The following is a 17,589-nucleotide window of genomic DNA, read 5'->3' as shown; positions in this document are numbered from 1 at the left end:
ACGTATCAAGACACGACTTTCCTGCCATCAGCGGCGAGGCGCAACCCGAACCCTGTTATTGGCCGAGCCCTCCGGGCTCGGCGGACGCGGGCGCCCTCATGCCCGCGTCTTCCCTCGTCACTACGGTTCGCTTCGCTCTCCCGCGTTCCTCGGTCCGGACGCGGGCGCGCCCGCGTCGGTACCAAAGCGACAAATGTGTGACAGTCGGGCGTGGATGATCAGGACACCGGGTTAGTCACCAGCGGCGGGCTCGGGCGTGACGCCTTGCCTTCTCCATATAGCGGTCTGGGGTTTCCGCGAACGTCGCGACGTCGTCTTCGTCCAGATCTCGGATGATCTTCGCGGGTGAGCCCGCCAACAGCACGCCGCCGGGGAATCGTTTGCCCGGGGTCACCAGTGCGCCCGCGGCCACCAAGGTGCCCGCGCCGATGTAGGCGCCGTTCAGGAGGATGGCGCCGATGCCGATCAGGGCGCCCGTCTCCACGTATGCGCCGTGGACCACCGCCTTGTGGCCGACGCTGACCCTTGGTTCGAGGACCGCGGGGAAGCCGGGGTCGGCGTGGAGGCAGCACAGGTCCTGGACGTTGCACTGGGCGCCGACCTCGATGGACTCGTCGTCTCCCCGTAGCACGCTGCCGTACCAGACGTTCGCGTGCGTGCCGACGCGGACGCGGCCGGCCACGACCGCGCCCGGCGCGATCCACGCCGTCGGATCGATCGACGGCAGGTCGTCGTCCAGAGCGAACACCTCAGCCAACCCAGGCCCCCGTGGTGAAGTTTCCTACATTGATCGCCATGACCGGCGCCGCCACCGCGACATACGCCATGAACGCCCATTTGTTGCGCGCCGCGGCGATGCCGACCCCGATGTAGAGCGGCCACCACAACAACGATGCCCGCCCGACCGACATGTAGAACGAGGACATCGCCAGCAACGCGACCGCCTGGGGTGCCAGGTAGGCGAACTCCGCCCATCTCCGCCGCACCAGTTGCCAGACGATCAGGATGACCAGCACGAACGCCGCGATGATCTCCTCACGATACGACGTCGCGAGCACCGGCTCCTCCAGCGACCGGTTCCAGGTGTTCGTCAGCACCTCGACCGGGTCGACGGGATAGCGCCCCCAGTACTGCGCCTGGGCGGCGTTCCAGGCCATCCAGTCGCCGACCCGGATCTTCAGGAAGATCATGTACGCCAGCACCGGCAACCCCGGCACCACGAGCCAGAACAGCTTCCGCCAGTCGGCGCGCAGCCCGTTCTCCGAGACCAGGAACATGACCGCCAGGCCCAGCGCGAGGAACAACCCGGTGATCCTGATCGACGAGGCGAACGCCGCGCAGACGGCCGCCCACTCCCAGCGGCCCTGACGGGCCAGCAACCAGGCCGGGATCGCCAGCGCCAGGAACGGGGCCTCGGAGTAGCCCGCCCACATGAACACCGCGAACGGCGACAGGAAGAACGCCAGCACCGTCCAGGTGCCCGTCCCCTCCTTGTACGACTCGCTCAGCCGCGACAGGAACACGGCGACCACCGCGCTCCCCACGACCGACACCAGCACGATCAGCAGGTCATAGTTGGGCACCAGCCAGTTGAGATCACGCAGCAGCAGCGGCAGCCCTGGGAAGAACGCCACCAGCTTGGGCGCGTCGGTCATCCCGGGAGCGCCGTCGTAGCCGTATTGGGCGATCGTGATGAAGTTCTCGGCGTCCCAGGGCGTCAGCCGGTCGAGGAGGGGCGCCTCGGTCCGGCCGGGGGCGGCCAGAACCATGTAGACGTACGTCGCGACGTGCCAGCAGAACCAGATGCCCAGCGCGGTCAGGTCGCCTGGTTGGCCGAGCCATCTCCGCCTGGCGGAGGGAACGTTTTCCGGCTGGTCCGCGTCGGTCTTGGCCTGCTGGGTGTCCGTCACGAAGACCATCGAAGTGGAACAACAGCGGACATGCCAAGAGGTTGTGCCGCAGGTCCCCCAGCTCAGAGCCATTTATCCAGCTCAGGCGGGTGAAAGTTTCACATGTTCTAGCATGTGGCTCGTGCAGTTTGACGGTTTCGCGGCCGTGGAGCAGGACGTCCGGGCGATGGTGGCCGACCCGCAGTGGTCGCTCCGCCGGATGGAGTCACGCGCCGAGGCGCTCGCCCGCCGTGGGCTGTCGGCCCACGACGGCTCGTGCTGGATCTTCGGGCTGGGCGCGCGCTGGTACCGGCGCGACGCCGACGGCCAGTGGATGCTGGCGCCGCCCCCGGCCGAGCCCGGGGTGCGCAACACCTGTGTACGCGTCAACCCCGCCATCCCGTGGTGGCTGGTGCCGCAAGGCCCCGACTTCGCGGCCGACCGGGGATCGACGCAGGGGTTCGTGGGGCCCGACGTGCTGCCGGAGGTGGCCGAGCGGATCAGGGCCATCCTGGCGGCCCACCGGGGGCTGAGCCAGGACGACTTCCCGCTCGTCCCGGGCCCGCTGAAAGACCTGTTCGCCCCCGAGGTGACCTCGCCCGTGGCGGTGGTGTGGGGCGTCGTCATGTGGTGCGCCTACGCGCCGGCCTTCGACGGCAACGAGCAGTTGCTGACCATGTTCGGCGAGTTCCTGGGCCGGCCGCTGCCGGGAGACGACTGGGTCAGGTGGCTGCCGGGGGTGCGGCTGGAGTCGTTGCTGGAGCCGTACAGGGAGAGGCTGGCCGCCGGGGCCCACGAGACCGCGCTGCGCCTGGCCGGGCTGGCGGCGGAGGTCGCGACCGTGCTGAGCGACGACCCGCGCTTCCGGCCGCGCGCCCAGGCCCTCACGGTGATGATCGAGCCCCTGCTGCGGCAACCCTGGCTCGACCACGGCCACGTCGACCGGGTGTCAGACCTGGCCAGACACTGGCTGCACCGGTTGCCACCCCATCTGACCAGTACGACCATCCACGAGACCGCCCCGAAGGACCACTTCCAGCACACCTTCTACGACCTGACCGAGGCACTGGGCTACCTGGCCGGCCGGGGCGTCGACCCGCGCCTGGCCGCCGCGAGCCTCCTCGCCTGTGACCTGTCAACGGTGGCTGACGCTCAGGTGACAGATGTCTTCCCCCTGCTCGACGACGAGGTGCGCCGGGCCGCGCGCGAGGCCCTTGACGATTCGGCCCACCCGCTGAGGGCCCTGTGGCCCGCAGAAGGCGCCCTGCCCGACGTGTTGTCCCCGCCGGGCCGCGAGGCCGCCTCGACACTGCTCGGCGCGGCCTACGCCACAGGTCTGGCATGGTCTGCCATGATCGGCACGGCGGTGCCGGAAAGAGGATTCCCGTTGGCTTCCGCGGTCTCTGGGAAGTTGATTCACGAGCGCGACGACACGGTTCCTTCGCCGTTGCGGATGCCCGGAAGGCCCGTCTCGGAGATCACCTCGGAGTGGTTGTACCACTCCTGACCGCCAGATCCCCCTTACCCCGCAAAGACCGACAAATCATCCTTTAGCAATCAGGTCCCACCCACCTTGGGAAATTGACCGAATTGTGATCGCGCTTAGCGGGAAATGGTTAGTCGAGGGGGGTCCGGTGGCGGGAATGGTCCCGATGGGCCATGTCGCCGAAACCGACGCGGACGTAACCTCGAAGAGGGTGTGGGCTGCGGAAGGAAGGACGACGCGGTGGGGCACGACGACTTGGACTCCCGGGTCCATGACCGTGTCGCGTTGGACGAAATCGCGCTTTACGCCGAGGTTCTGGAGGCCGTCAACTTCACGGATGACCGACTGACCTTGGAGGAGCTCGACAACGCGCTCGGGTTGCGGACTTCGGCGAGTCGCTGAAGCTGAAGATCACAGTCCCGGGCTTCCGGATTTGGGGGCTCGGGATCTGTTATTCCACGGGGGTCAGGCTCTGGAGCGCAAACCATACATCAAGTCCTGCCAGCGGGCGGCGATGGCGATGGCGGCGCGCTGCGTGGCCGATTCGAGCGCCCCGGCGGCCAGCGTCATACGTTTGCGCTCGTCGTCGACCAGCGAGAGCAACGCCCCCGCATAGGCCTCGATCTCCCCGGTCCCCTCGCTGACCAGCACGCTGTCGACCCCGGGACGCACGAACTGGGCCAGCCCCTTCGGGCCGTCGAAGCCCACGATGGGCACCCCCGTGCTGAGCGCCTCGTTCACGGTCATGCCGAGCACCTCGTGGCGCGACGGGACGGCCACGATCGACGCCTTGGCGAACTCGCCGGGCAGGTCGGGAGTGGTGCCCATGAAATAGACGTGGTTGTGCAGGCTGAGCTCGGCCACCAGGGCGCGCAGCCGCTTCTCCTCCGAGCCGGCGCCGTAGAGGCGCAGCCGCCAGTCGGGCCGCTTGTCGGCGACCATCGCGAAGGCCCTGATCAGCCGGTCGAACGCCTTGTCGGCCACCCACCTGCCCCCGGCGCTGATGATCCGGTTGTCCATGCGCGACCTCGGCCACGGGCCCTTGGGCAGCGGGTCGGGGATGGTGTGCACGCTGAGCTCGTCGTCGAGCAGCCGCGTCCACTCGCAGCGCCCGGCGTCGGTGCTGGTCACCACGGCGTCGAGGCGCGGGTAGTAGCGCTGGACGGGGGTCGGCACGGCCGGCCGGGTCCACTCGCGGGCGATCCTGACCACCTCGCGGGGGGCATAGCGGGCCGACTGCACGCTCAGGCCCGGCCGGGCGGTGACCAGCACGTCGGAGCGGATGGCACGCAGCGCCCGCCAGAGGGCGACCTCGGTGCGCACCTGGCCGCGCGGCAGCAGGTGACGGCCGGGCCGGGCGTCGACCAGCCAGCGCAGCCTGATCGCGGGGTCGACGGGGAAGAACGGGGCGTCCCTGGTGCGCTTGACGCTGACCACCTCGACCTGGTGCCCGCTGGTCAGGGCGGCCGCGAGGTTCAGCATCGCCCGTATGTCTCCGCGCATCCCGTACGCGGACGGCACCAGGAACGTGATCTTCACGCCGTGCCCACCTCGAGCCGGAGATGGTCGGCGGGCGAGAAGCTCGGTTTGATCGGGACACCGTCGATCTTCGTCGCCGGATAGTGGACGCGGCGGCGTTTGCCCTCCACGTCGTCGAGGAGCGCTCCCAAAGCCATCGGGCCGTCGACCCCGTCGACTTCGAGGGAGGGCTCCCACACCCCCTCGGAGTCGGGGGTGGCGGCCAGGACGTCGCACAGGGAGAGGGCGGCGTGAAACCGTACACCCTGGACCGTGGCCGTCGCGGTCACGGTGGCGTCACTGTGCCTCAGGGAGAGCCGGGCGCGGTGGTGCTGGTCGTCGTCTCCCAGCCCCGTGTACGCCAGCAGCCCCGTCACCTCGAACCGGCCCTCGCGGAACCAGACCGCCCGCACGTCGGCGACCGGCTCGGCATCGGCGATCTTGATGGCCAGGAAGCCGTTGCGGGTGCGGTAGGCCCGGTAGGACATGGTCCGGCGGCCGAGCGCGTAGGCGTCGAGGCGGTCGAGCGAGAAGCCCGGGTCGACGCTCTGCATGCGGGTGCGGGGACCACTCTGCTGAAGGTAGGCGTCCCAGCGGCCGGGGGTGAGCTTCAATCCCGCCAGCGAGACGGCGACGGTGGCGTCCTTGGCCGGGCGGCCCGGGGTCCCGAGCCGCACCTTCCGTTCCGAGCCGGTGCCGCGGTGCCGGAGCACCAGATGCGTGCCCGCCTCCAGCGGATGGTCGATCGCCATCCGCAGGGAGAGCACGTCGGCAAGAGTCACTTCCGCGTCTGTGACGACCACGGCCACCGTTCAGCCCCCTCCCCGTTGATTGAGCCAACGTTGAGGCTACCGTGATTCTCCCGTTATGTGGAGAACAGGGTGGCGCGCATGTGGCCCTGACCAGCGGATTCGACAATCGATCAATGGTCTAGTCAGCCCTTGATGGATTTGATCAAGAGCTGGGCCACGTCGACGACTTCCAGCGTCTCCTTCGCCTTGCCGCTGTTCTTCTTCTCGTTGATCGCGTCGCCGAGCATCACGAGACAGAACGGGCAGGCGGTGGACACCGTGTCGGGATCGGTGGTGAGCGCCTCGTCGACCCGTTCGGTGTTGATGCGCTTGCCGATGCGCTCCTCCATCCACATCCGCGCACCGCCGGCGCCGCAGCAGAAGCCGCGGTCCTTGTGGCGGTGCATCTCCTGCGTCGTGACGCCGGGCACCTTGGCCATGATGTCGCGCGGCTGCGAGTAGACCTTGTTGTGCCGCCCGAGGAAGCACGGGTCGTGGTAGGTGATCTTCTCCTCGATCGGCGTGATCGGGGTCAGCTTCCCGGTGTCGACCAGATGAGACAACAACTGCGTGTGGTGTACGACCTCGAAGTGCCCGCCGAGCTGCGGATATTCGTTGGCCAGGGTGTTGAAGCAGTGAGGACAGGTGGCCACGATCTTCTTGACCCCGGCCTCGTTGAGCGTCTCGATGTTCTGCTGGGCCAGCATGTTGAACAGGAACTCCATGCCCAGGCGGCGGGCCGGGTCGCCCGTGCACGCCTCCATCGGCCCGAGCACCGCGAACTTCACGCCCGCGATGTGCAGCAGTTCGGCGACCGCCTTGGTGGTCTTCTTCGCCCGGTCTTCGAGCGCGCCCGCGCAGCCGACCCAGAAGAGGTATTCGGTGTCTTCCGGCATCTTCTCGTCGATCATCTCGACCTCGAAGTCGAGCTCCTCGATCCACTCGGCCCGCTTCATCTCGGGCATGCCCCACGGGTTGCCCTTGTTCTCCAGGTTCTTCAGCATCACGCCGGCCTCGGACGGGAAGGCCGACTCGATCATGACCTGGTAGCGGCGCATGTCGAGGATGTGGTCGATGTGCTCGATGTCGACCGGGCACTGCTCGACGCAGGCCCCGCAGTTGGTGCACGACCAGAGCACGTCGGGGTGGATGACGCCCTGCTCGCCGACGAGGGGCTTCTCCAGCAGGGCCAGCACGTCCTGACCGGCGTGGGCGCGCTGCTCCTCGCTCATCAGCAGGTAGGGCGCGACCGCGAAGGCGTGGTCACGCTGGTCGAGGATGAGCATCTTGGGCGACAGCGGCTTGTCGGTGTTCCACGCCGGGCACTGCGACTGGCAGCGGCCGCACTCGGTGCACGTGTAGAAGTCGAGGAAGCCCTTCCAGCTCGTCTCCTCGATCTTGCCGCGGCCGAAGACGTCGGTCTCCGGGTCGGCCTCCTCGAAGTCGAGCACCTTCCCGCCGCTGCGCATCTCCTGGGCCGCGCCCAGACCGTCGGGACGACGGGAGAACAACACGTTCAGCGGGGCGGTGAAGATGTGCAGGTGCTTGGAGTTGACCACGATCACCGCGAAGACCAGCATCAGGCCGATGTGCAGCAGCAGCGCGATCTCTTCCAGCAGTGACGACGTCGGCAGGATCCGCGCCACGAGCTCGGAGACGAACGCCCCCGACTCGTAGGGGAAGTTGCCGGTGTTGATCGCGGCGCCCCGGAACAGGAACAGCGACCAGATGATGTTGAAGATCATGAACAGGATGAGCCACGCGCCGCCCAGGTGGGACCCCGAGAAGCGGGAGTCGCGGCCGAGCTTCGAGGGCGCGTTCCTGATCCGGATCACGGCGAAGGCGACCAGGCCGAGCAGCGCGGCCAGCGCGATGAAGTCCTGCAGGAAGCCCAGCACCGGCCAGCGGCCGATCAGCGGGATGTGGAAGTCGGGCCGCCCGGTGACGGCGCCCTGGATCATCGCGCCGTAGGCTTCCAGATAAACGGTCAAAAGAATGAAAAACGCCCACATGACAAAGAAGTGGGCGATGCCCGAGGGCGTCCACTTGAGCAGCTTCTTCTGCCCGAACACCTCGACCAACTGGGCCTTTATCTCGGTCCCGATGTTCGCGCGGGCGTATTCGATACGTTCGGGCGCCGGTTCGCCGACAGTGGCGAGCCGATAGAGGAAGCCCACCCGCCTGGCCACCACCGCGATCGTCAGCGCCGTCATCAGCAGCCCGATTATGCAGACCAGCAACATTGGGGCCTCCTCATCGCCATCGTGGTCACCATAATCAGACCCTAGAACAAACCTCTAGAAGGCGCTCCGTCAGGGGTCGACATATCGCTGCAACGTGGGCGCGAGCAGGGCGACCAGCTCGTCGGGCGTCGCCGACGCGATCGGCTCGATCTTGACGATATACCGCAACATCACCACGCCGATCATCTGCCCGAAGGCCGCCTCGATCCTGATCGGATCGATGCCCAGCCCCTGGGCGAGCCGCTGGAGCACCGCCTCGCCGAGGAACTCGCGCACCATCGTGGCGGCCTGCTCGTTCGACATCGCCGACCGGATCATCGCGATGATCGGGGCCCGCCGGTCTTCGTCGGAGGCGACCGTCAGGATGAACCTGATCAGCCGCTCCCCCAGCTCCTCGCGCGGCCCGGCCAGGATCATCGGCACCGCCACGCTCGGCTCGACCGGGAACTGCATGGCCGCGACGAACAGGCCCTCCTTCGTGTCGAAATAGTGGTGGACCAGGGCCGGGTCGACGTTCGCCGCACGGGCGATGCCCCGGACCGTCGCCTTGTCGAACCCCTTCTCCGCGAAGACCCCCCGGGCCGCGGTGATGATCTCACCCCGGGTGTCGAGTGATCCGGGCCGTCTGCCGGGCCTGCGCCGCCGCTGTTCCGTCATCCGGCGGGCTCTTTCCTGCCGACCGCGAGGTAAACGCGCATCGGCACGACAAGATCACCACCAGGGCGGACGCGCAGGAGTTCGGCCCGCTCGCGCTCGATCAGCTCGTCGGCCCTTTCCGGGTCGAGCCGGGCCATGTAGGAGTGGGAGCGCAGGTTGGTCAGGAAGACGTCGAGCCGCACGTGACGGGTCCAGTGGACCCACCGGTCGCGGACGTCGAGCCCGCCCTCGGTCATCGCCCGCGCGATGGCCGGCAGGTCCCGGCCCTCGGGCCCGGTGTAGCCCGGCACGTCGGACAACCTGATCTGACATTGGGCCAGCCAGTCGGCCTTGCCGGTGTCGACGGAATTCCACCATCCGGCGACGGCCGTCCTGCTGACCCGCTTGGCCTCCTCGATCGACCGCGCCGGGTCGAGCCAGTGCCACGCCTGGGCGTAGGTCACCAGGTCGGCCGAGCCGTCGCGGAAGGGCAACACGTTGCCGTCGGCCAGCACGGAGGCGCCGTCGTGATAGGCCAGCATGTGCCCGGCGAGATCGGCGGCCACCACCCGGGCGCCCCGCCGCTGCATGCCGCGGGAGGAGATGCCGGTCCCGGCGCCGACGTCGACCACGGTGGCGCCGTCGAGCGTCGTGCCGGACAGTTCGGACAGGGCGTCGTAGAGCGCGGCGGGGTATTCCGGTCGGGCCGCGTCGTACGCCTCGGCCACCCTGGGCGCGTCGAAGACCAGGTGACTCATGGGGTTGTAGCGCTCATTTCCTCGCGGACGAGGCGGCGAAGTTGAGCCGGGCGAAGGCCAGCGCCTCGGCCAGGTCGTCGATCCGCTCGGTGCGGGTCGCCGCCCTCCGCGTGTTGATCTCCAGCACGATCAGCCCACCATAGCCCGCGTTGGCGAGGCGCTCCAGCATGGGAGCGCAGGGCTGGTTGCCCCGTCCCGGTACGAGGTGTTCGTCCTTGTTCGTGGTGCCGACGCCGTCGGCCAGATGAAGGTGGGCCAGCCGGTCGCCCAGCTTGGTGGCCATCTCCATGGCGTCCGACCCGGACACCGCCGTGTGGGACAGGTCGAGGGTGACGTTGGGGAAGTCGTAGTCGAGGGGGTTCCAGTCGGGTGAGTAGGGCACGACCTCGTTGCCCCGGGCCCGGAGGGGGAACATGTTCTCGACCGCGAAGACCACGTCGGTCTCGTCGCGCATGCGGGCCAGCCCGATCTCGAAGTCACGGGCGTAGTCACGCTGCCAGCGGAAAGGGGGATGCACCACGACGGTGCCGGCGCCCAGCCGCTCGGCGGCGGCCTGGGCCTTGCGCAGCTTGAGCCACGGGTCCTTGCCCCACACCCGCTGGGTGACCAGCAGACAGGGCGCGTGGATCGCGAGGATGGGCAGCTCGTAGTGGTCGCGGAGACGCTGGAGCACGTCGACGTCCTGACTGACCGGATCCTGCCCGACCATGATCTCGACGCCGTCGTAACCCAGGCGTGCCGCGAGCTCGAAGGCGTCGGGGGTTCGCTCGGGATAGACCGATGCGGTCGACAACGCGATCTTCGCATTGGGCACCCGGACGACCTCGCTCCTTCCGATATATGTACGCTCGCCACGACTCTTGCTCACCCTGCCAGCCTAAGCGGGCGCGTGTCCGGTCGAGGCGAACCTAGGGTTGCGTCATGGCCAGCATCGTCAAGGGCGCCGTGCCGAGCCCCAACATCTGGAACACCCCCGCCGTCTACGAGCTGGAGAACCACGCGGTCGACCCCGACCGGCAGGTCGAGTCGGCCATGCGCGCCCTCCGCCCGTGGACCGGCGCCACCGTCCTCGACATCGGCTGCGGCACCGGCTACCACCTGCCCGGCCTCGCCCTGGAGGCGTCGTCGGTGATCGGCGTCGAACCCCACGGCGACCTGGCCGCCCTCGCCCGCCGCCGCTGCGCCCGCGTGCCGAACGTGACGGTTCACACGGCGACCGCCCAGGAGATCCCCCTCCCCGACCACTCGGTCGACGTGGCGATGGCCCGCTGGGCCTACTTCTTCGGCCCCGGCTGCGAACCGGGCCTGGCCGAGTTGTCACGGGTCCTGCGAAAGGGCGGCGCGGCCTTCATCGTCGACCTGGACGCGACACGGGGCTCGTTCGGACGCTGGTTCTCGGCAACGGTGCCGACCTACTCACCGGAGGCCGTGGAGGCCTTCTGGGCCCGGCAGGGGTGGTCCCGGCAGGAACTCGACCTGCGGATGGTCTTCGAACGCCGCGCCGACCTGGAAGCGGTCCTGAAGATCGAGTTCGCCCACACGGTCGCGAGGGCGGCCATCGCCGAGACCGAGGGCCTGGAAATCGCCTACCCGAACATCCTGAGATGGCGGCTCTTCTGACCGTCTTGAGATGGCCGCCCTGCTCAGCGTCCCGACATGACCACCCTGCTCAGCGTCCCGGCATGACCGCGCGCTCTGCCCAGCGTTCTGAGACGGTCGCTCTGCTCAGCGGAAGCGGAGCTTTCCTGATTCGCGCGAGCTCACCCCCGGACGCTGGTAAGAGAGGCCCCGTGCGGGTGGCCGGTGACGTTGCGGTTGCCGAATCTGTCGGGGGGCGCCGGTAGCCTGCGGCTCGTGGCTAAAGCGACCAAGGTGTCCTATCGGTGTGGCGAGTGCGGCTGGGTGACCGTCAAATGGGTCGGCCGGTGCGGGGAGTGCCAGGCGTGGGGCACGGTCGAAGAGGCCGGGGTCCGGGCCGGGGTGACCGAGGTCAAGGCGGGCGCGATCACCTCGCCGGCCATCCCGATCGGGCAGGTCAAGGCCGAGGTCGCCCATGCCAGGCCGACCGGGGTGAGCGAGCTCGACCGGGTGCTCGGGGGCGGGCTGGTGCCCGGCGCGGTGGTGCTGCTGGCCGGGGAGCCGGGCATCGGCAAGTCGACGCTGCTGCTTGAGGCTGCGGCCCATGCCGGGCGGCGCGAGACCGTGCTCTATGTGACCGGTGAGGAGTCCGCTTCGCAGGTGCGCATGCGGGCCGACCGAATCGGCGCCGTGGTCGACCACCTCTACCTGGCCGCCGAGACCGATCTGGGCGCCCTGGTCACCCACGTCGAGCGCGTCAACCCGAAGCTGCTGATCGTCGACTCGGTCCAGACCATCGGCTCCACCGAGGCGACCGGCGTGCCGGGCGGGGTCACCCAGGTCCGCGAGGTCGCCGGGAACCTGGTCCGGCTGGCCAAGGAGCGCGGCATGGCGACCGTCCTGGTCGGCCACGTCACCAAAGACGGCTCGATCGCCGGGCCGCGTGTGCTGGAACACCTCGTCGACGTCGTCCTCCACTTCGAGGGTGACCGCAACTCGCGGCTGCGCATGGTCCGGGCGATCAAGAACAGGTTCGGCCCGATCGAAGAGGTCGGCTGCTTCGACCTCCATGAGAAGGGCATCACCGGCATCACCGACCCGAGCGGCCTTTTCGTCTCCCGCCACCCCGAACCCGTGCCGGGCACCTGCGTGACCGTGACGATCGAGGGCACCCGCCCCATCCCCGCCGAACTCCAGGCCCTCGTCGGCCCCACCGAGGCCCCCCAGCCCCGGCGCACCTCCTCCGGCCTCGACTCCTACCGCGTCGCGATGGTCCTGGCCGTCATGGAGCGCCGCCTCAACGCCAAGATCGGCCGCTGTGACGTCTTCACCGCCACCGTCGGCGGCATCCGCCTCACCGACCCGGCCGTCGACCTGGCCCTGATGCTCTCGGTCGTCAGCGCCGCCGGAGACAACCCGCTCCCCCAAGGCCTGATCGCGATGGGCGAGGTCGGGCTGGCCGGAGAGCTGCGCCCGGTCCGGGAGGTCCGCCGCCGCCTCGCCGAGGCCGCCCGCCTGGGCTTCACCCGCGCGCTGGTCCCGGCCGGCTCGATGGAGGTCGTCACCCCGCCCCGCCTCGACCCCGCGCCGAGAAGCCGGCGCGGTGAGGTCGTGGCCGTCCGCGAACCGCTGCGCACCTCCACCTTCGCCCCCGGGTTCACCGTCACCGAGGCGGAGAACGTCTGGGACGCTCTGACACACATCCGGTGAGGAGCCGGTTACGTCGGTAAACTGCGTACTAGCCGTGTGAACCAGCGGGGGTCACTTACGTGCAAAACGACAAACAAGCCGACGAGCGCAGGCGCGCCGTCCTGGCGACGCTCGCCCCGGGAACCATGTTGCGCGACGGGCTCGAGCGCATCCTCCGGGGCCATACCGGCGGTCTGATCGTGCTCGGATACGACCCGACCGTCGAAGAGCTGTGCACCGGAGGGTTCCAGCTCAACGTCGAGTTCACCGCCACGGGCCTGCGGGAACTCGCCAAGATGGACGGCGCGATCGTGCTCGGCGAGGGTGATCACCGCATCCTCCGGGCGGCCGTCCACCTGGTTCCCGATCCCGGCGTGCCCACCGACGAGTCGGGCACCCGCCACCGCACCGCCCAGCGGGTCGCCCGCCAGACCGGCTACCCGGTCGTCGCGATCAGCAAATCCATGCGCATCATCGCCGTCTACCTCGACGGTGTCAGACACGTGCTCGAAGAGTCGGCCGCGATCCTGTCGAAGGCCAACCAGGCGCTGGCCACCCTTGAGCGCTACAAGATGCGCCTCGACGAGGTCTCCGGCACCCTTTCCGCGCTGGAGATCGAAGACCTGGTCACCGTGCGCGACATGGTCGCCGCCGTGCAGCGCATGGAGATGGTCCGGCGCATCGCCCGCGAGATCGAGGGCTACGTCGTCGAACTCGGCACCGACGGCCGCCTGATCTCCCTGCAGCTCGACGAACTGGTCGCCGGGGTCGAAGACGACCGCGCGTTCATCGTCCGCGACTACCTGCCCGACGCCCTCGGCCCCAAGCAGCGCGGCTTCAGCGACGCCCTCCGCGAGCTCGACGACCTGAGCTCCACCGACCTGCTCGACCTGTCACGAGTGGCGGCCATCCTCGGCAGCACCGGCCCCGAGGCCCTCGACTCGCCCGTGAGCCCCCGGGGGTTCCGCCTGCTGGCCCGGGTGCCCCGCCTGCCGGCGTCGATCGTCAACCGTTTGGTCGACCACTTCGGCGGTCTGCAGAAGCTCCTGGCCGCCAGCATCGTCGATCTGCAGATGGTCGGCGGGGTGGGCGAGACGAGAGCCCGCAGCGTGCGGGAGGGCCTGTCCCGCCTGGCCGAGTCCTCGATCTTGGAACGATACGTGTAGATTGCCGCGCCTCCGGCGCGGCGGCTCGGGCCTGTTTGATCGCCGCGCCTCCGGCGCGGGGGCTCGGGCGCCTCCAGCCCCCGTCTTCCCTCGTCACTCCGGTTCGCTTCGCTCTCCTGCGCTCCTCAGTCCAGACGGGGGCGCGCCCTCGCGGGCCATACGACTTATCTCAGGTGGAAGACGTTCTTCTTGCTGCGTAGGCTGCCTGACCTGGCTATTGCCACGTAGGTGCCTTTGCCGGCCACGCTTGATCTTGTGGTGCAGCTTTCGCCTGAGCGGTTGCGGTCCCATTCGATCGAGCGGACGTAGGGGATGCCGCGCTTCAGGGTTTGGCGGTCGACGCCTGAGCCGCTGACGCAGTCGGCGGTCGACCAGATGCGGGCCGGGCCCGAGGTGATGCGCATCTCCAGGGCCCGGGGGCCGACGTCGACCTTGCACGGGGTCTTGGCCGTGTTGACGACGGTCAGCATGAACCCGGGGCGGTCGGCGCCGGTGTAGATCTCGCGGCCGGCGGTCAGGTTGACGACCAGGTCCTTCGGATTACAGGTGCCGCTCTCGCGTTTCGCCGGGGCGCGCGACGGCGTCGGGGTGGCAGACGGCGTGGGCGTACCGGAGGAAGAAGGGCTTGGGGCGGGTGGTGAGGGCAGCGAGACGATCAGCGCGTCGGACCCGCCCTTGGCGGGAGCGGCGCCGGCCAGCGGCGTGTCGGGGCCACTCGTGAAGGCCCAGGCGATTACGGCCCCCACGACGAGCACGCCGGTCAGCACCAGCACTCGGCGCCGCCAGTAGACGTCCGGGCCCTCGACTACCTCACCACGGAAGGTGTCCGGATCCATACTCACAGTATTAATAGACCTGATGGTCTCGGCGGACGCGCCTCGCCGGGGAGCGAGGTCAACTACAGTGCGGAAACGTGGCTCATCCGCTTCACTCCCCCATCCTCGACTGGTATGCCGAGCACAACCGCGACCTCCCCTGGCGCCGCCCCGAGGCGACCCCGTGGGGCATCCTGGTCAGCGAGATCATGCTCCAGCAGACGCCCGTGGTGCGTGTGCTCCCGATCTGGGAGGAGTGGATGGCCCGCTGGCCGACCCCCGAGGCCCTGGCCAAAGAGGCGCCGGGCGAGGCGGTGCGGCACTGGGGCCGCCTCGGCTACCCCCGGCGGGCGCTGAACCTGCACGCCTGCGCCAAGGCGATCACCGCCGATTTCGCCGGTACGGTCCCCGCCACCTACGACGAACTCCGCACCCTCCCCGGCATCGGCGACTACACGGCCGCCGCGGTCGCCAGCTTCGCCTACGGGAAGAGCCACGCGGTCCTCGACACGAACGTCCGCCGGGTCCTGGCCCGCACGATCCGCGGCGAGGAATATCCCCCCAAGGCGACGACCACCCCGGAGAAGCGCCTGGCCGAGTCGCTGATCCCCCCGGTCGGCGCCCCCCGCTGGGCCGTCGCGGTGATGGAACTGGGCGCCCTCGTCTGCACCGCCCGCTCTCCCCGCTGCGCCGACTGCCCGGTCGCCTCCCGCTGCGCCTGGCTGCTGGCCGGAAAGCCCGCCCACGACGGCCCGGAGCGCAAGGGCCAGACCTACGCCGGCACCGACCGCCAGTGCCGCGGCCGCCTGCTGGCCGTCCTGCGCGACGCGCCGGGTCCGGTGGAGAAGGCGCTGCTCGACGCGGTGTGGGCCGATTCGGTCCAGCGAGAACGCGCCCTGGACGGCCTACTCGCCGACGGCTTGGCCGAACTGGTCGACGACGACCTCTACGCCCTGCCCGGCTGACCTGACCCGACGTTCCTCAGGCGGGATCCGGGAAGCGCAGCAGCACCATGGGGTCCTGCTCGTGCCACTCGGCACGGTTGCGGGGCGGCGGCAGCTCGACGCCCGCGATCCCCGCCTCTGCGGAGAGTTCCTCGCGGAGACGATCGAGAAGCTCCTCCGCCTGGGCGATCACCGTGTGGAGATCGTCTGCGGCGTGCACGCTGAGGCCGAGAACAACGGCGCCTTCGTCGGTGAAGGCGATGATCGGGCCGTGTGGCCCCCGGCCCTTGAGGTACAAGGTGAACGAACCGTCGCCGGTACGCAGTTCGTCGAGCACCGCCCAGTCGTCGCCGTCGGCCGCTCCTAAGACGTAGGCACGCCGAAACGCCAACAGATAACGCGCGCTGTGCCCGTCTTCGGCCGCGTAGCGCGCGATGAACCCGCCGAGCAGGCTCGGCCGCGGATCGGCCACCCACACATAAGCGTCGAGGTTCGGCGGCACGGAAACCTCTCGGGAGGGTCAGGCGGCGAGTTTGAGGCCCAACGCCGTCAGGTTGCGTCTGGTCCAGTCGAGGTCGTCGGCCAGGCGGGCCACCAGGGCGGCCGGGCCCTTGGTCTTCGGGGCGACCCACTCGTGGGCCTCGACCTCAAGGTGGGCGCTGCCGTGGACCGCGCCCGACAAAAGCGCGTTGAGCGTGTTGGGGATCTCGTCCATGTTGTTGTGTACGTGCCCCAGTTTGACGACAGGCGCCCCCGCCTGCGCCAGACCGAGGAGAGCCTTTCCGGCCTCCTCCGCGCCGCCACAGGTCAAATGACAGGCGTCCAGGCACACGCCCAGGTGTTCGGAGTCGATGCCGCAGACCCGCTCCAGCGCCTGCTCGGTCGTTTCGAGCACGCAGCCGGGCCACGGCTCGAAGCCGACCCGGATGTGCTTGCCGGTCACGCTGTAGATCCCGCGCAGCTCCCGGGACAGGCGCTCCAGCCGGCGGGAGGCGATGGCGTGCAGGTCGGCGGGCCAGTCGCGGCGCCAGCCGATCGGGATGGTGGAGATCGAGCCGAACCGGACGTCGTCCGGCAGCAGGAAGGCGAGGATCTTGGCCAGCGACATCGTGTAGCGGTAGCGCTCCGGCTTGGCCCAGTCGGGGCCGGGCGTCTCCTGGTGGCGGCCTCCGGTTCCGTTGAGGCTCACCACCTCCAGGCCGCGTTCCTCCAGCGACCGCCGGAGGCGGACCAGCTCGATCCGGTCGGAGACGAGGTGGTCGGCGACCGTGGGCGCCAGCCAGAGGCCGATGCCGAGCCGGTCGACGCCGAGTTTCTTCCGGACCGGCACGGCGTAGCGGGTCAGGTGGGCGATCAGGTTCTCCAGATCTTCCGCCGGGTGAACGCCCGCGTTGTAGGCCAGGTGGACGACGGTTCCGTCGTCGTGGCGCAGCCGCATCGATGCCTCCAAAGGTCCGACTCAGATCCACCCATGTCAGTTGTCCTGATCGCATGGGCCCTGAGTCCCGGGACGCCGGGATTCCAGAGCATGCCGTCGTACGGCACTCCGGAGCGTCCACCCCGCAGTTGATTCGGAGGTACGCCTGCAGGAGGACGTCCCTTCGCTCTACGCAGTGTAGTACTACCTTTGGTGGCGCTGCCACGTAACTTCACCCAGTTGTGACGTGAACGTAAAACAGCGGGCCGCCCCCGGAGGGACGGCCCGCTGGTGAACCGTGTGGCCTACGCGCCCTTGGTGATCGCGTCGACGATCGCGGCGGCGCTGTCGGGAACACCTTCGGCCTTCGCCTCGCCGACGAAGGTGAACTTGGCGGCCTCGCCCTCACCCTCGACGTCGACCTTGACGACCTGGCCGGGGCGCAGCTCGCCGTAGAGGATCTTCTCCGACAACGAGTCCTCCAGCTCACGCTGGATCGTGCGACGGAGCGGGCGAGCGCCGAGCACCGGGTCGTAACCCCGGTCGGCGAGCACCTGCTTGGCGGCCGGGGTCAGCTCCAGGCCCATGTCCCGGTCCTTCAGGCGGGCGTCCACCTGCGCCAGCATCAGGTCGACGATGCGGATGATCTCCGTCATCGT

General features: G+C 69.2%; 18 protein-coding genes. 6 read left to right on the top strand and 12 right to left on the bottom strand.

The window, feature by feature from the left end:
* Nucleotides 1-235 precede the first annotated feature (235 nt).
* Together AW273_RS16425 and AW273_RS16420 are read right to left on the bottom strand one after the other, a co-directional pair.
* Nucleotides 236-748 (bottom strand): gamma carbonic anhydrase family protein, encoded by a 513-nt coding sequence (locus AW273_RS16425; protein WP_232327459.1) that lies wholly within the window; start codon nucleotides 746-748, stop codon nucleotides 236-238.
* Nucleotide 749: 1 nt separating this feature from the next.
* The gene (locus AW273_RS16420) at nucleotides 750-1,910 is read right to left on the bottom strand and encodes a mannosyltransferase family protein (RefSeq protein ID WP_198168179.1); all 1,161 of its coding nucleotides are present in this window, start codon (nucleotides 1,908-1,910) and stop codon (nucleotides 750-752) included.
* Nucleotides 1,911-2,031: 121 nt separating this feature from the next.
* Between AW273_RS16420 and AW273_RS16415 the strand changes: the two genes are divergently transcribed.
* Both AW273_RS16415 and AW273_RS38640 read left to right on the top strand, forming a co-directional pair.
* Entirely contained in the window at nucleotides 2,032-3,396 is a 1,365-nt protein-coding gene (locus AW273_RS16415) for a hypothetical protein (RefSeq protein WP_157555849.1), read from the top strand.
* A 219-nt stretch (nucleotides 3,397-3,615) separates the two neighbouring features.
* Entirely contained in the window at nucleotides 3,616-3,777 is a 162-nt protein-coding gene (locus tag AW273_RS38640; protein WP_169806330.1) for a hypothetical protein, read from the top strand.
* Between the two features lie 63 nt (nucleotides 3,778-3,840).
* Here AW273_RS38640 and AW273_RS16410 read toward each other — a convergent pair whose 3' ends face one another.
* From AW273_RS16410 to AW273_RS16385, 6 genes are all read right to left on the bottom strand, one after another.
* Complete coding sequence (locus tag AW273_RS16410; protein ID WP_062349198.1) at nucleotides 3,841-4,914, bottom strand: glycosyltransferase; 1,074 nt, start codon at nucleotides 4,912-4,914, stop codon at nucleotides 3,841-3,843.
* On the bottom strand, nucleotides 4,911-5,675 hold the full coding sequence (locus AW273_RS16405; RefSeq protein ID WP_232327458.1) for a hypothetical protein: 765 nt from the start codon (nucleotides 5,673-5,675) through the stop codon (nucleotides 4,911-4,913). Before AW273_RS16405 ends, AW273_RS16410 begins: the two co-directional genes overlap by 4 nt.
* 152 nt (nucleotides 5,676-5,827) lie before the next feature.
* Nucleotides 5,828-7,927, bottom strand: a complete 2,100-nt coding sequence (locus AW273_RS16400) for a (Fe-S)-binding protein (protein ID WP_062349196.1) — start codon at nucleotides 7,925-7,927, stop codon at nucleotides 5,828-5,830.
* A 69-nt stretch (nucleotides 7,928-7,996) separates the two neighbouring features.
* On the bottom strand, nucleotides 7,997-8,584 hold the full coding sequence (locus AW273_RS16395) for a TetR/AcrR family transcriptional regulator (protein WP_062349195.1): 588 nt from the start codon (nucleotides 8,582-8,584) through the stop codon (nucleotides 7,997-7,999).
* Complete coding sequence (locus AW273_RS16390) at nucleotides 8,581-9,321, bottom strand: class I SAM-dependent methyltransferase (protein WP_062349194.1); 741 nt, start codon at nucleotides 9,319-9,321, stop codon at nucleotides 8,581-8,583. Before AW273_RS16390 ends, AW273_RS16395 begins: the two co-directional genes overlap by 4 nt.
* Before the next feature lie 13 nt (nucleotides 9,322-9,334).
* Nucleotides 9,335-10,135 carry a sugar phosphate isomerase/epimerase family protein gene (locus tag AW273_RS16385; RefSeq protein WP_232327457.1) on the bottom strand — a complete coding sequence of 267 codons (801 nt, stop codon included), beginning with the start codon at nucleotides 10,133-10,135 and terminating at the stop codon, nucleotides 9,335-9,337.
* A gap of 107 nt (nucleotides 10,136-10,242) precedes the next feature.
* Here AW273_RS16385 and AW273_RS16380 point away from each other — a divergent pair, with 107 nt between their 5' ends.
* The 3 genes from AW273_RS16380 to disA all read left to right on the top strand — a co-directional run bounded on the left by AW273_RS16380 (nucleotide 10,243) and on the right by disA (nucleotide 13,754).
* Nucleotides 10,243-10,941, top strand: coding sequence for a class I SAM-dependent methyltransferase (locus tag AW273_RS16380; RefSeq protein WP_062349193.1), 699 nt, complete (start codon nucleotides 10,243-10,245; stop codon nucleotides 10,939-10,941).
* A gap of 234 nt (nucleotides 10,942-11,175) precedes the next feature.
* Nucleotides 11,176-12,609 carry a DNA repair protein RadA gene (gene radA, locus AW273_RS16375; protein WP_062349192.1) on the top strand — a complete coding sequence of 478 codons (1,434 nt, stop codon included), beginning with the start codon at nucleotides 11,176-11,178 and terminating at the stop codon, nucleotides 12,607-12,609.
* 59 nt (nucleotides 12,610-12,668) lie between these two features.
* Nucleotides 12,669-13,754 (top strand): DNA integrity scanning diadenylate cyclase DisA, encoded by a 1,086-nt coding sequence (disA, locus tag AW273_RS16370; RefSeq protein ID WP_062349191.1) that lies wholly within the window; start codon nucleotides 12,669-12,671, stop codon nucleotides 13,752-13,754.
* Between the two features lie 164 nt (nucleotides 13,755-13,918).
* Here disA and AW273_RS16365 read toward each other — a convergent pair whose 3' ends face one another.
* Nucleotides 13,919-14,590 (bottom strand): hypothetical protein, encoded by a 672-nt coding sequence (locus AW273_RS16365; RefSeq protein WP_062349190.1) that lies wholly within the window; start codon nucleotides 14,588-14,590, stop codon nucleotides 13,919-13,921.
* 77 nt (nucleotides 14,591-14,667) lie between these two features.
* On the opposite strand from AW273_RS16365, the gene AW273_RS16360 reads away from it, so the two are divergent.
* A complete protein-coding gene (locus AW273_RS16360) occupies nucleotides 14,668-15,534 on the top strand; it encodes an iron-sulfur binding domain-containing protein (protein ID WP_062349189.1) in 867 nt (288 codons plus the stop codon).
* Between the two features lie 16 nt (nucleotides 15,535-15,550).
* Here the strand turns inward: AW273_RS16360 and AW273_RS16355 are convergent, their stop codons facing one another.
* The 3 genes from AW273_RS16355 to AW273_RS16345 all read right to left on the bottom strand — a co-directional run.
* Nucleotides 15,551-16,015 carry a hypothetical protein gene (locus tag AW273_RS16355; RefSeq protein WP_157555848.1) on the bottom strand — a complete coding sequence of 155 codons (465 nt, stop codon included), beginning with the start codon at nucleotides 16,013-16,015 and terminating at the stop codon, nucleotides 15,551-15,553.
* 18 nt (nucleotides 16,016-16,033) lie between these two features.
* Entirely contained in the window at nucleotides 16,034-16,951 is a 918-nt protein-coding gene (locus AW273_RS16350) for a TIM barrel protein (RefSeq protein WP_062349187.1), read from the bottom strand.
* Nucleotides 16,952-17,235: 284 nt separating this feature from the next.
* On the bottom strand, nucleotides 17,236-17,589 hold a 354-nt coding region (locus tag AW273_RS16345; RefSeq protein ID WP_500778874.1), incomplete at its 5' end, for a ClpB D2-like domain containing protein.

The organism is Herbidospora yilanensis, from assembly GCF_001570565.1.
GTDB lineage: Bacteria > Actinomycetota > Actinomycetes > Streptosporangiales > Streptosporangiaceae > Herbidospora > Herbidospora yilanensis.
This window is presented reverse-complemented; position numbering and strand designations above follow the sequence as displayed.

Excerpts from the sequence above, each read along its gene's own strand:
- AW273_RS16390 (WP_062349194.1), bottom strand. The coding sequence starts at position 9,321 with ATGAGTCACCTGGTCTTCGACGCGCCCAGGGTGGCCGAGGCGTACGAC.
- AW273_RS16350 (WP_062349187.1), bottom strand. The coding sequence starts at position 16,951 with ATGCGGCTGCGCCACGACGACGGAACCGTCGTCCACCTGGCCTACAAC.
- AW273_RS16395 (WP_062349195.1), bottom strand. The coding sequence starts at position 8,584 with ATGACGGAACAGCGGCGGCGCAGGCCCGGCAGACGGCCCGGATCACTC.
- AW273_RS16380 (WP_062349193.1), top strand. The coding sequence starts at position 10,243 with ATGGCCAGCATCGTCAAGGGCGCCGTGCCGAGCCCCAACATCTGGAAC.
- AW273_RS16400 (WP_062349196.1), bottom strand. The coding sequence starts at position 7,927 with ATGTTGCTGGTCTGCATAATCGGGCTGCTGATGACGGCGCTGACGATC.
- AW273_RS16365 (WP_062349190.1), bottom strand. The coding sequence starts at position 14,590 with ATGGATCCGGACACCTTCCGTGGTGAGGTAGTCGAGGGCCCGGACGTC.